The organism is Allosphingosinicella sp. (assembly GCF_036402135.1).
Taxonomy (GTDB): Bacteria; Pseudomonadota; Alphaproteobacteria; order Sphingomonadales; family Sphingomonadaceae; genus Allosphingosinicella.
This window is the reverse complement of sequence record NZ_DASWTN010000021.1, coordinates 1-13,332: the sequence shown is the minus strand read 5'-3', so window position 1 is coordinate 13,332 and position 13,332 is coordinate 1. Positions and strand designations below refer to the sequence as shown.

The window sequence follows — 13,332 nt, the reverse complement described above, 5'->3', positions numbered from 1 at the left end:
GAGCGCCGGGAATGACGCCCTCCCTCAGCCTGCTCGGCAAGCGCCGCTTCCTGCCGTTGTTCGCCACCCAGTTCCTGGGCGCGTTCAACGACAATCTCTACAAGTCGGCGATGGTGATCCTCGTCACCTACGCCGTCTATAATGACGAGACGAAGGAGGCGACCTTCAACGCCATCGCCGGCGGCCTCTTCATCCTGCCCTTCTTCCTCTTCTCGGCGCTGGCCGGGCAGCTTGCCGATTCGATGGACAAGGCGCGGATCATCCGCTTCGTGAAGACGGCCGAGATCTTCATCATGATCGCCGGCGCGGCGGGCCTTCTCCTCCACAACATCCCGCTCCTGCTCGCGGCTTTGTTCGCGATGGGCGTTCACTCGAGCTTCTTCGGCCCGATCAAATACGCAATCCTGCCCCAGCATCTGAAGCGGGACGAAGTGCTCGGTGGCACCGGCCTCGTCGAAGCGGGCACTTACGGCGCCATCCTGCTCGGCACCATCGCCGGCGGCCTTCTCGGCCGCAGCTATGAAGCCTATGCGGCGGCGGGCGTTCTGTTCGTGGCGCTGATCGGCCGCATCACCGGAAGCTACGTCCCCCCCGCCCCCCCAGAAGCGGACGCGCCGCCGCTCAAGATGGACTGGCACATCATCCGCGCCTCGATCCGGCTGGTGAATGCGACGCTTCACATCCCGCGCCTTTTCCTCGCCATCGCCGCGATCAGCTTCTTCTGGGCGCAGGGCGCGATCCTCGCCGCGCAATTTCCGCCGCTAGTCAAGAACGTGCTTCATGCCAACGAGCAGGTGGCGACGCTCTTCCTCGCCATCTTCTCGGTCGGCGTCGCGGTCGGCTCGATCCTCATCAACCGGCTGCTGAAGGGCCGCGTCCTCGCCAAATATTCGCCCGCCGCCGCGATCGTGATGGGTCTCTTCGTCCTCCATCTCTACTGGAACTGCCTCGGCTGGCCGGTGACGGACGGCCCTCTCCTCGACTTCAAGACCTTCGTAATGATCGGCCAGGCCGAATGGATCATGTTCGATCTGTTCGGAGTCGCCGTCGCGGGCGGCGTCTTCGTCGTGCCGCTGTACGCCTTCCTCACCACCACGGTGCAGAAGTCCGAGACCGCCCGCACGGTTGCTGCCAACAATATCGTCAATTCCGGCGCGATGGTTCTTTCGGCGCTGATGCTGACCCTGCTCGTACAGGTGGGGGTGTCGGTCGAAGGCACATTGCTGCTGGTCGCGGTCACCAGTCCGGTCGCCGCATGGATCGCCTGGAAGCTCCACCTCGCCTGCGACGACGAAGAGGCTTGCGCGGCTTAAGCGAGATAAGTGCCGAAGAAGACCAGCCCGCCGGACAGGGTCGTCAGGAACAGCCGCACATCGTCCGAGACCAGCGACGGCTGCGCGGCCGCCACCGCCACCGCTTGCGCGGCCAGCGACGGAGCGATCTGGCGCGCGCGGCGCCCGGCATGGAGCGAAAGGCTCTTCATGCCGGCAATAATTAACGACTTGTTTACCAGTTCCAACAGGAAATCGTTAACCATCGCGGAACTGTCCCATATCGGGACAGATCGCGCCGGCGCGTTCGATTTTTAAGGAGACGCGCGGCCTCAGCCGCCGTCGATCAGACCTTGTCGCAGTAGAGAAGCCGCCCCGGCCCCAGCCGGTCTATCACTTCGCGGTGGCTCGCCTTGGAAAAGGCGAAGCAGCCTTCGCTCCGCCCCAGCTTGCCGTACTGGCGGAGGATGCCGGGCTCCGCATAGGGCGCGGAATGGATGACGATCGCCCGCGCCTCCGCATGGCGGTTGCTGTAGTCGAGCCCTTTGAGGCTCAGCGAGCGGCCATATTTGCCGTAATAATAATGGCCGGTGACATAGGCGCCGGCCGAGGACGCCTTCGATCCCGGCTGGTCGGAGAAATGGTGGACGAAGCCGCTATGCGCGGGATCCGATCCGCGCCCGTGCGATACGTGAAAGCTCGAAACCTGCCCGTTCAGCGCATTGATGAGGTGGAAGCGCGCCTCCCCCGACGGCTGAGAAAAGTCCGCGATGGCGAACCGGTCGGTATAGAGTAGGAGACCTCGCTTCTGCTGAAGCGCCCACCGCGCCCGCGCAAGCAGCTGCGGGTTGAGCCCGGGATAGGCGGGAATAGCCGGATAGGCCGCAAGCAGCGGCTCCGCCGCCGGCAAAATCGCAGCCGCAGCCGCGCCCTGAATCACATTCCTGCGTGTCAGCATGTATCGAAGCCCCTCCGCTCAATCTTCCGCCTAACACAAATATGGTTAACGAGGAATTACTTTGTTGCTCAGTATGTTAGAGGATCTGCTATAAGGTGCTTATCCGCATTTCCTGCTTGAGCTTCAGCATCAGTTCGCGATCGCCCACACCATCGCGTCGGCGCAGTCTGGCGACCACCCGCCCCCTCATAGTGCCGTTCCAGCTGAGTCCCGTAAGCTCGTCGTCAGGCTCTGAAAGCGGCTCTCGAACGAGGCCGCGATCGGCCCCACCCCCGCTACCTTCCCCTCCGCCACATGAACCAGCCGCACCCGCAAAGTCACGCCCGCGCCTCCTCGAGGATGATCGTTAAAGTTAAGCGGAGAAAGTGCTCCCCACCCGATACTCCGCGCCGTCCGACAGCCGCACGACGCGGCGCCCTCCGTGCCGCGTAAGCTTATCGATCCGCCTTTTCGGAACCATGATCGAGCGGCTTACTCTCACAAAGCCATGTGGGGCGAGTAAGAGCTTGACCTGCTTGAGCGTTGCGCGATGAGGGATGGTTCTGTCATGCACCTCCAGCTCGACATAATTGCCGGCGCCCCGCACCAACTGGATCTGGTCGGGCAGGAACGGCAACGCGTCCATTTTTTCACCTTCCGTCTTCGCTTCCGGCTGCGCGGCAAGGAGGCCGTAACGGTCAGGAAGGCAATTACCATCGTCTCCGGCAGATGCCGGAAGACGTGCACGGCAAGGGGCATCCCCCGATCATAACCGAAGGCAGTCGCAATGCCCCAGTCGGCGGCTCCGCAAGCCGTCAGCGTCGCCGCCAGGACAAGAATGATCGACAAAAGCTCTGTAAGCGGCCGCGCTCGCAGCCGAAGGACGTGCTTATTGGCTTCGAGGGCAAGGTACCATGGCAGCACGGTTGCAAGGGGCCACAATGTAACCAACTGCCAGGCGGTAACGCCCATGCCGACCGCAACCAGTCCGGCGCAATAAGCTGCTCCCGCCAAAGTCACCGCTATCGCGCCCGCACCAACGTGCCGGGCTTTTGCCGGCTGGAAGAGGAAGTTTGCGAGCGGCAGTGTCGGCGTGAGCATGGCTGCAGATACCCGGTCGGGGATCGACCGGGATCAATGTGTCGACGTCCGTCTCGTGATGCAAGGCGCTTCGAATTGCGTCCCTTAGCGGCGAGCTAGCGCCGCTGGGGCGCGTAGGCCATGAACTCGACTCCGTCAGCGCCGAATCCGGGATCAATGCCGACACTCCTACGGCGGTCCAAGCTGGGTGCGGCGGCGGCATGAATTCGTCCTTCACGGCCACGAAGGCCCTGAACTGATCCAGCTTCGCATCTGGACCCGCGGTGGCTGGCCTGGCGACATGGAAGCTGTGCATCATCACCACGTCCTTGAAGTCTGCGCCCGAGGCTTTCAGTAGCCTGCCCGCTGTTTGAAAAAGGCGGCGGACAACCTGTTTATAGCTCTCGATCGTGTGACGAAGTCGCCCGCGCGCCGCGCCGCTGCGAACTTGATCTCGTCATACTGCCTTTTTTCTCCCTCGGTTGCGATCACGACCTCACCGCCCGGAGCCGGGATACGCAATGGGGGATCGAGTAGCACCGGTTCTGGAAATTGCGCGGGCGCTGGTGGCTGAGACGTAGCTGTCTGTGTGGAAGCGGGCACGGCCAAGCCTAAGGCGGCAGCGGAAATGGTGAGGCGAAAGAGCAGCATGAAAGATCTCCCGAATGTTTCGAAGAAGCTATCGAGGATCGGCGCGTGGGACGAACGGCCTGGGAGGAAGGGACGAACCGGGTGACTAAGGGACGGATCTCCGGTTATCCCGTGAGTGGCATGTCCAGACGGCGGTCGGGTCCGGCTATGGCCGCCCACGGCGTCATCAGAGGAACACTTCCAACGTCAGCGCTTTGTCCTGAACTTAAGGAGCGCGGCCAATGTCTCACATCTTGGAAGCCAAAAAATATTCAAAGTCTGGCTTCCCTGCCATGCTTCTTCTCGTGTCGGCATGCGCTGCGCCGGCGCTTTCGGAACGAGCGTGCCGCGACCTCAGCTTCACGAGTTCCGGCGTGGAATATCATCAGCCACGAAGCCTCCCGAAAGCTTACGCCAACCAGCAAGCATGCCTCACCGTGGCCAATCGGCGCGTGGCGCGGCTTCTCAGCGAAGGCGGGACGATCGTTCGGGCCGAGGGCGACCTTCCGAACATCGTCACCGTTCGAACACGCGACAATACCCTCATCTTTGTCGAATGCTCCTGCTCCGGCCTCTATGAGGCGCGGGGAACGCCCAATATTGGCGAAGGCTGACGCCTGCCAATCTCGTTTGAGATACGAAACCTTTTTCGGCAATAAGTGTGCGACTCGTTCACAGGAGCACCTACATTGCGCAAGTACGGTCTCGCCTCCCTCACACTGATGCTGGTGCCGCTCTCATTATCTGCCTGCGCGCCGGATCGGCTGCCGGGGCTGCGGAAACTCTATTCCCTGCCGGGCATCTCGCTTGAGCCGGGCGCTGCCGACCCGCAGCTGCAGGATCTCGTCCGCCGCGTCCATCGTCAGGACAAATATGCCCAATTGGAACTCGGCATCCGGTATGAGGAAGGACGCGGCGTGCCCGTCAATCTGAAGCTTGCCGAACAGCTCTATGGACTGGCCGCCATGAACACCCGCGGTTCCTATTTCGCGCCCGGCAGCAAGGGAGCGGCAGCCCCTCCGCAATTCTTCGTGCAAGCAGGAGGCAAAGGACTTCCCGAAGCCAAACGGCGGCTGGAGGCCCTGCGGGCGCGCCGCAAGTAGGCGGGAGCCGAAGGCTTCAACGAAAGCAGCCGGCAGTAAACGGACGTGTCGAACTTATGGGACGTCGTGGCTTCCGGAGCCCTGAGGCCGAGTACTGTTTGTGAAGCCGCCGTGACGGCGCCTTAGGAAAAGCGCAATCGTCAACGCGCCGGTTAGGAGGCCGAGCAGGATCGATCCAAGGAATAGGGTAAGGAACCACGTGCTGCCGCCACCAGTGATGGAAGCAGCGAGCTGCTGGCGCCATTGGGGCAGACCGAAGCCGCGGACACGAGGGTCAATCTGCTCCATCACGCCAAGTGGAAATTCAACCGCTCCGCTCGTTTCGGGCGGGCCGGCCCAATAGATGGCCCATGGCTCCCCAGCGTCAGGTTGTGGCATGACATTATGGCAGCTGCCCCAATAGGGGGAGTTGATCTCCACCGTCTTCGGCGCACTTCCTATCACTTCGCGGCTCAACCTGGCTTTTGCCGTCCAGCCATTCCCCTCCCCGCCCTCCGCATCGCGCCGGACTTCGGTCACCTCATATATGGCCACGATATGTGCGAACTCGGTGACGGCATATTCCGGACTCCTGCCGGCCATGCATGCGTCGGCAGACGCTGGGGCAGCCAAAAGGAAGATTGCGGCGAAGATGGAGCCGGACACAAGCTTCATATTTGCATGCATGCGCAGAGGAGCGAGGAGTGCAATAGGGATCCTCTGCGTAATGGAGTTGAGGGCAGACAAATGGGCCGCCAAATGGCGGCCCTTCCTGTTCTTCAACCCGCTCGAAGTACCACTTCGAGACGAACGGCTTAGCCGAGAAGGGAATTGCTCCACCCTGTCCCCCGGACAGGGTGGCAGTGGCTGTTAGCCAAGCAGTTCCTGCTCCAGCTTCTTGGCCATTTCTTCGATATTCTCCGGCGGCCAGCCGGGGATGTCCATGCCGAGGCGGAGGCCCATGCTGGACAGCACTTCCTTGATCTCGTTGAGGCTCTTGCGGCCGAAATTCGGCGTGCGGAGCATCTCGGCCTCGGTCTTCTGGACGAGGTCGCCGATGTAGATGATGTTGTCGTTCTTGAGACAGTTGGCGCTGCGCACCGAAAGCTCCAGTTCGTCGACCTTCTTGAGGAGGTAGCGATTGAGCTGGTTGGTGTCGCTTTCCGTGTCGGTGGACGGCGCGGCGGCGATGCCGGCCATGGTCGGCACGGAAACCATGCTGTCGTCAAAGTGGACGAAGAGCTGCAGCTGGTCCTGAAGGATGCGCGCGGCGTAGGCGAGCGCATCGTCCGGCGTGATCGTGCCGTCCGTCTCGACCGTCAGGGTAAGCTTGTCATAGTCGAGCTCCTGGCCGACGCGGGTATTCTCGACCTTGTAGCTGACCTGACGAACCGGGCTGTAGAGCGCGTCCACCGGCACGAGGCCGATCGGCGCGTCCGCGGGGCGATTGTTGGCCGCGGGGACATAGCCCTTACCCGTCTCGGCGGTGAGCTCCATATTGAGCGTGGCGCCTTCGTCGAGGTGGCAGATGACGAGATCGGGGTTCATCACCTCGATGTCGCCGCTGGTCGCGATCTGGCCGGCGGTGACTTCGCCGGGGCCAGTGGCGCTGAGCTGCAGGCGCTTGGCGGCGTCGCCTTCCATACGGAGCGCGATCTGCTTCACGTTAAGGACGATGTCGGTCACGTCCTCGCGGACGCCCGCGAGCGACGAGAATTCGTGCAGCACGCCCTCGATCTTCATCGAGGTGACGGCCGCGCCCTGGAGCGAAGAAAGAAGCACGCGGCGCAGCGAGTTGCCGAGCGTGAGACCGAACCCGCGCTCAAGCGGCTCCGCGACGAAGGTGGCCCTGCGGCGGCTGTCGCCGGCGGACTTCTTCTCGAGGGCGTTGGGCTTCTTCATTTCCTGCCAGTTTTTCGCGTTGACGGCCATGATCTTCCCTATGTTTCCTCGGAAGCGGATCGGCCGCTCCCGGAATTTCTAATCTTCTTCCCCTCGGCCGAAGTACCACTTCGGCCGAAACGGGTTAAACGCGGCGACGCTTGGACGGGCGGACGCCGTTGTGCGGGATCGGCGTCACGTCGCGGATGGACGTGATCTGGAAGCCGACCGCCTGGAGGGCGCGGAGCGCGCTCTCGCGGCCCGAACCCGGACCCTTCACTTCGACCTCGAGCGTGCGGACGCCGTGCTCGGCGGCCTTCTTGCCCGCATCTTCCGCGGCGACCTGCGCTGCGTAGGGCGTCGATTTCCGGCTGCCCTTGAAGCCCATCATTCCGGCCGAGCTCCACGCGATTGCGTTGCCCTGGGCGTCGGTGATGGTGATCATCGTGTTGTTGAAGCTGGCGTTCACGTGCGCGACGCCGGCGGTGATGTTCTTGCGCTCGCGCCGTCTGATGCGCTGAGGTTCGCGTGCCATATTTGTTCTACCTACCTAAATCTCGTTGCTGGACGCCGGTGCGGGCTGGTGCCTGCCTCCGGCGGAGAAGTAAGCGCCCCGCGCTTACTTCTTCTTGCCGGCGATCGGCTTGGCCTTGCCCTTGCGGGTGCGCGCGTTGGTGTGCGTGCGCTGGCCGCGGACCGGAAGGCCCTTGCGGTGGCGAAGGCCGCGATAGGAAGCGAGGTCCATCAGACGTTTGATGTTCATCGCGACTTCGCGGCGGAGGTCGCCCTCGACCGTGTAATCGGCGTCGATCGTCTCGCGGATCTGGAGCACTTCCTGATCGGTAAGGTCCTGGACGCGGCGTTCCGGCGTGATGCCGAGCTTGGCGGTGATCTCCTTGGCCTTGGTCCGCCCAATGCCGTGGATGTAGGTAAGCGCGATCTCCACGCGCTTGTTGGTCGGGATGTTGACACCCGCAATACGTGCCATGTGAACTTTTCTCCTGCTCCACAGGACGGCTGGCTGACCGCCCCATCTCAGCGCTTTGATATCCCGGTAAAACAGACATAGCCGACGCGCGCAAAGATGCGCCGCCGGACGACCGGTTGAACGGGATGAGCGGCAGATAGGTCTCGAAGGAGAGGAAGTCAAGCGCCGGAGCGGCTTTTCACGCCTCCATCGCGACCATTTCCTCCTTACCGTTGGGGAGGATGCGCGACTTGCGGCGAACCATGGTGCCAGGGGGATATTTCCACTGCTCACCCGGGCCGACCGGGCCCACTACGCAGTAGATGTCCTCCCGCTGCCGAACCGCCTTTACGGGGCGATACTCACCGGGCTGATCGGTGAGCGGCATATAGATGGTGACGGTCACGTCGTCAGCCACGGGGGCAAGTCCTCGGAATGGTTACTTTCCGGATAGACGCTTCTGGAGGCCGGAAAGTTGCTCCACGAGGACCTGATCGACGAGCGGCGCCAGCTTTTCCATGCCCATACGCACCCGGCCCGCGACGGCATAGTTCTGCGTGACGATCGTGCCGCCTGGCGCGGCTTTTAGCGTCCAGGTGAAGGTGCCGGCGACGGCCTCGGCCTGGAGCGGCCCGAGGCCGCCCTGGAGCCGGAGGAGCTGACCCGGACGGGCGGAAACGACGCGGAGGTGCTCGATGACGCCATTCTCCTTCGGCAGGCGCTCGCAGAAGCAGCCGCCGGCCCGAAGCTCCAGGCTCAGATTGGCGGCATCGCCGGAATAGGTATGATCCTTGTTCCACCACTCGCCGATGCGGCCGAGCATGGCATAGGCTTCGGCGGGCGTTGCGGCGACGGTGGCGCTGCTTTCGACCTCAAAATGGGTGAGAGAGGAGGATTTCACCTCGGCTGCGGCGGAAGCGGGCGACAGGGCGGCAGCGACGACGAGGGCGATCTTCTTCATCGAATTCCTCCGCAATTTCCGGAGGAAGAATAGAGGATTATCGGCTGCCGTCGAGTATCCGCTCGATCGCCGCGTTTACCTCGGCAATGGGCGCCATGCCGTCGACGCGGGCAACGAGACCTTTCGCCTCGTAGTATGGAAGGATCGGCGCCGTCTTGGCGCGATATTCGGCGAGACGGTTGCGGACGGTTTCTGCATTGTCGTCCGGACGTCGCTTGAACTGGTTCTCCGAGCCGCAGACGTCGCAGAGGGTCGGCACCTTCGGCAGCTTGTAGCGGTCATGATAGCCCTCGCCGCACTTGGCGCAGGAGAAGCGGCCGGTGATACGATCGACCAGAGCCTCCTCGTCCACGTCAAGCTCGATCACATGATCCAGCGTGCGACCCCGCTCAGCCAGCAGGCGGTCCAAGGCCTCGGCCTGCGCCTGCGTGCGCGGATAGCCATCGAAGATGACGCCGTTCGCGGTATCGGGCTCGTCGAGCCGCGCGCCGAGGATTTGACTCATGAGGTCATCTGGGAACAGCTTGCCCGCCTTCATGATCTCGTCCGCCATGCGGCCGATTTCGGTTCCCGCATTCACCGCGGCGCGGAGCATGTCCCCGGTCGACACCTGGACGAGGCCGCGCTCATGAACGAGGCGAGTCGCCTGGGTTCCCTTGCCGGCGCCCGGAGGCCCCAAGAGGATGATGTTCATCGCCGGTCCCCTGCTCGACCTGCAACGGGGCCTTAGCGGCCCCTGCCCTTCAGCTTCGCCTTCTTGATGAGGTCGCCATATTGATGGGCAATGAGGTGGCTCTGGATCTGCGTCACCGTGTCCATCGTCACATTGACGACGATGAGGAGGCTGGTGCCGCCGAGGTAGAAGGGAATGCCCGCCCGCGCGATCAGGAACTCTGGCACCAGGCAGATGATGGTGAGGTAGGCCGCGCCCACCACGGTGATGCGGGTGAGGACGTAATCGAGATATTCTTCGGTCCGCTTACCGGGGCGGATGCCGGGGATGAAGCCGCCGTAGCGCTTGAGGTTATCGGCAGTCTCTTCCGGATTGAACACCACGGACGTGTAGAAGAAGCAGAAGAAGATGATACCGAACGCATAGAGCGCCATGTAGAGCGGGTTGCCGTGCTGGAGCGCGGTCGTTACCGTGATGATGAAATCGCCCCAGGCGCTCTCGCCCTCCGTGCGGTTGCCGGCAAACTGCGCAATCGTCAGCGGCATCAGGAGGAGCGAGGAAGCGAAGATCGGCGGGATCACGCCTGCGGTGTTGATCTTCAGCGGAAGGTGCGACTTTTCAGCCTGCATGGCGCCCCGCGCCGTCTGCCGCTTCGGATATTGGATAAGGACGCGGCGCTGCGCCCGCTCCATGAAGCAGATGCCGAGGATGAGCGCTGCGGCGAGGAGGAGAACGCCAATGATCGCGATCGGCGACAGTGAGCCGGTGCGGCCGCCTTCGAAAACTTGGGCGAGCGCCGTCGGAAGCTGGGCAACGATGCCCGCCATGATGATGAGGCTGACGCCGTTGCCGATGCCGCGGCTGGTAATCTGCTCGCCAAGCCACATCAGGAACATGGTGCCGCCGATAAGGCTGACCACGACGGTGGCGCGGAAGACCCAGCCGGGATTGAGCACTGCGGAGCCGGTCGTGCCGGCGCCCCAGCCCTCGAGGCCGACGGCGATGAAATAGCCCTGAAGTGCGCAGAGGAAGACGGTGCCGTAGCGCGTATATTGGTTGATCTTCTTCCGGCCCGTCTCGCCCTCTTTCTTGAGCGCGGCGAGATGCGGCGACATCGAGGTCGCGAGCTGCACCACGATCGAGGCGGTGATGTAGGGCATGACGCCGAGCGCGATGAGGCTCATGCGCTCAAGGCTGCCGCCCGAGAAGGTGTTAAAGAAGTCGAGGACGGTGCCGCGGGTTGTGTCGAACAACGTGCCGAGCGCGCGGGGATCGATGCCTGGAAGCGGGATGAAGCTCAGCAGGCGGAAGAGAATGAGGGCGCCGAGCGTGAACCACAGGCGCTTCTTGAGATCGGTGGCCTTGGCGAAGTTCGCCAGATTGATGTTGGAGGCCAGTTGTTCGGCTTGCGATGCCATAGGTTATTCGATCCCGAAAAGGACAAAGGCGGCGGAAGATTTCAAAACCCCCGCCGCCTCATATAGTGTGTGGCTGCGGCTTGTCAGCCTTCAACCGGAAATCAGTCAGGCCTTGGCCTTCTTGGCGGCGGCGCGGGTCGTGCCCTTCTTGGCCGCTGCCTTTTCGGACGCCGGAACGACTTCGATCACCTCGACCGAACCGCCCGCCGCTTCGACGGCCTGACGCGCACCGGCCGAAGCACCGGCGACACGGAAGCTGAGCTTGGCCGAGAACTGGCCCTTGCCGAGCAGGCGGACGCCGTCCTTGCCGCCCCGGGCGACGCCGGCGGCCTTGAGAGCCGCGTGGTCGATCGTGCCGTCGGTGCTGAGCTTGCCGGCATCGACCAGCTTCTGGATTTGACCCAAATTCACCTCGGCATAATCCTTGGCGAACGGATTGTTGAAGCCGCGCTTCGGAATCCGCATGTGGAGCGGCATCTGACCGCCTTCGAAGCCGAATACGGAGACGCCGGAGCGGCTCTTCTGGCCCTTCTGGCCGCGGCCGCCGGTCTTGCCGAGGCCCGAACCGATACCGCGGCCAACGCGGACGCGTGACTTGCGGGCACCGGGATTGTCGCGGAGATCGTTCAGTTTCATTGTCTTTGCACTCGCTTTCGCTTTTGTCGCGCTATTGAAAGGTCACACTAAGGTCACACCAAAACAGTGTGAACTCAGCCTTCGACATTCACCATATGCTGCACCTTGCGGATCATGCCACGCACCTCGGGGGTGTCGGTGAGCTCGACCGTCTTGTGCATCTTGTTGAGGCCGAGGCCGATCAGGGTCTTCTTCTGATCGGGCGTACGGCGGATGGGCGAACCCGTCTGGGTGATTTTGATGGTGGCCATCTACTTTACTCCGTGACCGCCTCGGCTTCCGCCGCGGCGTCGGCGCCCGAGGTGCCTGCACGGCGCGCCATCAGGTCGGCAATCTTCTTGCCGCGGCGCTGCGCAACAGCCTTCGGGCTGGACTGATCGCGAAGCGCCTCGAAGGTCGCCCGGATCATGTTGTAGGGGTTGGAGGTGCCGACCGACTTGGTCACCACATCGGCAACGCCAAGGCTTTCGAACACGGCCCGCATCGGACCGCCCGCGATGATGCCGGTGCCCGGAGGCGCCGAACGGACGTAGACGCGGCCGGCGCCGAAATGGCCCATGCCGTCGTGGTGAAGCGTACGACCCTCGCGCATCGGCACGCGGACCATCGCCTTCTTGGCGGCTGCGGTCGCCTTGGAGATCGCCTCCGGCACTTCGCGGGCCTTGCCGTGGCCGAAGCCAGCACGGCCCTTGCCGTCGCCGACGACGACGAGCGCGGCGAAGCCGAAGCGCTTACCGCCCTTCACCGTCTTTGAGACGCGGTTGATGTGAACGAGCTTCTCGACGAGTTCCTCGCCGCCTTCCTCGTCCTGGCCACGACCGCCGCGGCGATCGTCACGACGGCCGCGATTGCCGCCGCCGCGATTGTCACGGCCGCCGCCGCGTCCGCCACGAGCACCGCGTTCGCGGCGGCCTTCGGGAGCGGGAGCGCCTTCTTCGGCAGCAGCCGGAGCAGCTTCCTGCACCTGGCTTTCCTGGACCGGACCGTCCTGCACTTCGGCGCCCTGGTTGTTTTCGTCAGCCATTACTTAAAACTCCAATCCGCCTTCGCGCGCGGCGTCAGCAAGCGCCTTCACGCGGCCGTGGAACAGGAAACCGCCACGGTCGAACACAACGCGGGTCACGCCCGCAGCCTTGGCGCGCTCGGCGATACGCCGGCCCACATCCTGCGCGGATTCCACCGAAGCACCGGCCTTGCCCTTGACGTCCTTGTCGAGCGTCGAGGCGGAGGCGACGGTGCGGCCTTCCACGTCGTTGATGATCTGGGCGTAGATGTGACGGCCCGAACGATGGACGGACAGCCGGGGGCGTTCGCCAGCAACCTTGCGGAGCGAGGTGCGGACGCGCCGACGGCGCCGATCGAAGAGAGAGAGTTTCGCCATGGCTTACTTCTTCTTGCCTTCTTTGCGGAAGATATACTCGCCGCGATATTTGATGCCCTTGCCCTTGTAAGGCTCCGGCTTGCGCCAGCGGCGGATTTCCGCGGCAAGCTGACCGACGCGCTGCCGGTCCGTGCCCGAAATCTCGACCGTGGTCGGATCCGGCGTCTTCACCTCGAGACCTTCCGGCACCGGGATGTTGACGTCGTGGCTGTAGCCGAGCTGCAGGCGCAGGTTCTTGCCCTGAGCCGCGGCGCGATAGCCTACGCCGGTAATTTCCAGCGTCTTGGTGAAGCCCTCGGTGACGCCTGTCACGAGGTTCTGCACCAGAGTGCGCTGCATGCCCCAGAAGGAACGGGCGCGCTTCGTCTCGTTGGCGGGCTGCACCGAAATGCCGTCCTCGCCAATGTCGTAGCGG

At 63.4% G+C, this 13,332-nt stretch carries 20 protein-coding genes; 3 read left to right on the top strand and 17 right to left on the bottom strand.

The window, feature by feature from the left end:
* Positions 1-11 precede the first annotated feature (11 nt).
* Positions 12-1,313 (top strand): MFS transporter, encoded by a 1,302-nt coding sequence (locus tag VGD10_RS05685; protein WP_331039835.1) that lies wholly within the window; start codon positions 12-14, stop codon positions 1,311-1,313.
* Here VGD10_RS05685 and VGD10_RS05680 read toward each other — a convergent pair.
* The 4 genes from VGD10_RS05680 to VGD10_RS13350 all read right to left on the bottom strand — a co-directional run bounded on the left by VGD10_RS05680 (position 1,310) and on the right by VGD10_RS13350 (position 3,697).
* Positions 1,310-1,537 (bottom strand): hypothetical protein, encoded by a 228-nt coding sequence (locus tag VGD10_RS05680; protein WP_331039834.1) that lies wholly within the window; start codon positions 1,535-1,537, stop codon positions 1,310-1,312. The two genes, VGD10_RS05685 and VGD10_RS05680, sit on opposite strands and share 4 nt — an antisense overlap.
* 80 nt (positions 1,538-1,617) lie before the next feature.
* Positions 1,618-2,229 carry a murein L,D-transpeptidase catalytic domain family protein gene (locus VGD10_RS05675; RefSeq protein WP_331039833.1) on the bottom strand — a complete coding sequence of 204 codons (612 nt, stop codon included), beginning with the start codon at positions 2,227-2,229 and terminating at the stop codon, positions 1,618-1,620.
* Positions 2,230-2,581: 352 nt separating this feature from the next.
* Positions 2,582-2,854 carry a LytTR family DNA-binding domain-containing protein gene (locus VGD10_RS05670; RefSeq protein ID WP_331039832.1) on the bottom strand — a complete coding sequence of 91 codons (273 nt, stop codon included), beginning with the start codon at positions 2,852-2,854 and terminating at the stop codon, positions 2,582-2,584.
* Positions 2,855-3,097: 243 nt separating this feature from the next.
* Complete coding sequence (locus VGD10_RS13350) at positions 3,098-3,697, bottom strand: Rid family hydrolase (RefSeq protein ID WP_414639505.1); 600 nt, start codon at positions 3,695-3,697, stop codon at positions 3,098-3,100.
* Positions 3,698-4,160: 463 nt separating this feature from the next.
* Here VGD10_RS13350 and VGD10_RS05665 point away from each other — a divergent pair, with 463 nt between their 5' ends.
* Positions 4,161-4,532 (top strand): hypothetical protein, encoded by a 372-nt coding sequence (locus VGD10_RS05665; RefSeq protein WP_331039831.1) that lies wholly within the window; start codon positions 4,161-4,163, stop codon positions 4,530-4,532.
* 75 nt (positions 4,533-4,607) lie between these two features.
* Positions 4,608-5,021, top strand: a complete 414-nt coding sequence (locus tag VGD10_RS05660) for an SEL1-like repeat protein (protein WP_331039830.1) — start codon at positions 4,608-4,610, stop codon at positions 5,019-5,021.
* Between the two features lie 54 nt (positions 5,022-5,075).
* Here VGD10_RS05660 and VGD10_RS05655 read toward each other — a convergent pair whose 3' ends face one another.
* From VGD10_RS05655 to rplF, 13 genes are all read right to left on the bottom strand, one after another.
* Complete coding sequence (locus tag VGD10_RS05655; protein WP_331039829.1) at positions 5,076-5,675, bottom strand: hypothetical protein; 600 nt, start codon at positions 5,673-5,675, stop codon at positions 5,076-5,078.
* Between the two features lie 195 nt (positions 5,676-5,870).
* The gene (locus VGD10_RS05650) at positions 5,871-6,932 is read right to left on the bottom strand and encodes a DNA-directed RNA polymerase subunit alpha (RefSeq protein ID WP_331039828.1); all 1,062 of its coding nucleotides are present in this window, start codon (positions 6,930-6,932) and stop codon (positions 5,871-5,873) included.
* Between the two features lie 94 nt (positions 6,933-7,026).
* Positions 7,027-7,416 carry a 30S ribosomal protein S11 gene (gene rpsK / locus VGD10_RS05645; RefSeq protein ID WP_167104510.1) on the bottom strand — a complete coding sequence of 130 codons (390 nt, stop codon included), beginning with the start codon at positions 7,414-7,416 and terminating at the stop codon, positions 7,027-7,029.
* A gap of 84 nt (positions 7,417-7,500) precedes the next feature.
* Positions 7,501-7,869 carry a 30S ribosomal protein S13 gene (rpsM, locus tag VGD10_RS05640; RefSeq protein ID WP_331039827.1) on the bottom strand — a complete coding sequence of 123 codons (369 nt, stop codon included), beginning with the start codon at positions 7,867-7,869 and terminating at the stop codon, positions 7,501-7,503.
* A gap of 178 nt (positions 7,870-8,047) precedes the next feature.
* Complete coding sequence (locus VGD10_RS05635; protein ID WP_331039826.1) at positions 8,048-8,266, bottom strand: hypothetical protein; 219 nt, start codon at positions 8,264-8,266, stop codon at positions 8,048-8,050.
* A 21-nt stretch (positions 8,267-8,287) separates the two neighbouring features.
* Positions 8,288-8,809, bottom strand: coding sequence for an SRPBCC family protein (locus VGD10_RS05630; protein WP_331039825.1), 522 nt, complete (start codon positions 8,807-8,809; stop codon positions 8,288-8,290).
* Between the two features lie 37 nt (positions 8,810-8,846).
* Entirely contained in the window at positions 8,847-9,503 is a 657-nt protein-coding gene (locus VGD10_RS05625; protein WP_331039824.1) for an adenylate kinase, read from the bottom strand.
* A 32-nt stretch (positions 9,504-9,535) separates the two neighbouring features.
* Positions 9,536-10,900, bottom strand: coding sequence for a preprotein translocase subunit SecY (gene secY, locus VGD10_RS05620; RefSeq protein ID WP_331039823.1), 1,365 nt, complete (start codon positions 10,898-10,900; stop codon positions 9,536-9,538).
* Between the two features lie 105 nt (positions 10,901-11,005).
* On the bottom strand, positions 11,006-11,536 hold the full coding sequence (gene rplO / locus VGD10_RS05615; RefSeq protein WP_331039822.1) for a 50S ribosomal protein L15: 531 nt from the start codon (positions 11,534-11,536) through the stop codon (positions 11,006-11,008).
* Between the two features lie 74 nt (positions 11,537-11,610).
* Positions 11,611-11,787, bottom strand: coding sequence for a 50S ribosomal protein L30 (gene rpmD / locus VGD10_RS05610; protein WP_331039821.1), 177 nt, complete (start codon positions 11,785-11,787; stop codon positions 11,611-11,613).
* 5 nt (positions 11,788-11,792) lie between these two features.
* The gene (gene rpsE, locus VGD10_RS05605; protein WP_331039820.1) at positions 11,793-12,560 is read right to left on the bottom strand and encodes a 30S ribosomal protein S5; all 768 of its coding nucleotides are present in this window, start codon (positions 12,558-12,560) and stop codon (positions 11,793-11,795) included.
* A 3-nt stretch (positions 12,561-12,563) separates the two neighbouring features.
* Positions 12,564-12,917 (bottom strand): 50S ribosomal protein L18, encoded by a 354-nt coding sequence (gene rplR, locus VGD10_RS05600; protein WP_331039819.1) that lies wholly within the window; start codon positions 12,915-12,917, stop codon positions 12,564-12,566.
* 3 nt (positions 12,918-12,920) lie between these two features.
* On the bottom strand, positions 12,921-13,332 hold a 412-nt coding region (rplF, locus tag VGD10_RS05595), incomplete at its 5' end, for a 50S ribosomal protein L6 (RefSeq protein WP_331039818.1).

Bases quoted from the DNA above. Each gene is read 5' to 3' on its own strand.
- VGD10_RS05685 (WP_331039835.1), top strand. From the start codon at position 12: ATGACGCCCTCCCTCAGCCTGCTCGGCAAGCGCCGCTTCCTGCCGTTG.
- VGD10_RS05680 (WP_331039834.1), bottom strand. From the start codon at position 1,537: ATGGTTAACGATTTCCTGTTGGAACTGGTAAACAAGTCGTTAATTATT.
- VGD10_RS05675 (WP_331039833.1), bottom strand. From the start codon at position 2,229: ATGCTGACACGCAGGAATGTGATTCAGGGCGCGGCTGCGGCTGCGATT.
- VGD10_RS05670 (WP_331039832.1), bottom strand. From the start codon at position 2,854: ATGGACGCGTTGCCGTTCCTGCCCGACCAGATCCAGTTGGTGCGGGGC.
- VGD10_RS05665 (WP_331039831.1), top strand. From the start codon at position 4,161: ATGTCTCACATCTTGGAAGCCAAAAAATATTCAAAGTCTGGCTTCCCT.
- VGD10_RS05655 (WP_331039829.1), bottom strand. From the start codon at position 5,675: ATGAAGCTTGTGTCCGGCTCCATCTTCGCCGCAATCTTCCTTTTGGCT.
- VGD10_RS05650 (WP_331039828.1), bottom strand. From the start codon at position 6,932: ATGGCCGTCAACGCGAAAAACTGGCAGGAAATGAAGAAGCCCAACGCC.
- rpsK (WP_167104510.1), bottom strand. From the start codon at position 7,416: ATGGCACGCGAACCTCAGCGCATCAGACGGCGCGAGCGCAAGAACATC.
- rpsM (WP_331039827.1), bottom strand. From the start codon at position 7,869: ATGGCACGTATTGCGGGTGTCAACATCCCGACCAACAAGCGCGTGGAG.
- VGD10_RS05630 (WP_331039825.1), bottom strand. From the start codon at position 8,809: ATGAAGAAGATCGCCCTCGTCGTCGCTGCCGCCCTGTCGCCCGCTTCC.
- VGD10_RS05625 (WP_331039824.1), bottom strand. From the start codon at position 9,503: ATGAACATCATCCTCTTGGGGCCTCCGGGCGCCGGCAAGGGAACCCAG.
- secY (WP_331039823.1), bottom strand. From the start codon at position 10,900: ATGGCATCGCAAGCCGAACAACTGGCCTCCAACATCAATCTGGCGAAC.
- rplO (WP_331039822.1), bottom strand. From the start codon at position 11,536: ATGAAACTGAACGATCTCCGCGACAATCCCGGTGCCCGCAAGTCACGC.
- rpmD (WP_331039821.1), bottom strand. From the start codon at position 11,787: ATGGCCACCATCAAAATCACCCAGACGGGTTCGCCCATCCGCCGTACG.
- rpsE (WP_331039820.1), bottom strand. From the start codon at position 12,560: ATGGCTGACGAAAACAACCAGGGCGCCGAAGTGCAGGACGGTCCGGTC.
- rplR (WP_331039819.1), bottom strand. From the start codon at position 12,917: ATGGCGAAACTCTCTCTCTTCGATCGGCGCCGTCGGCGCGTCCGCACC.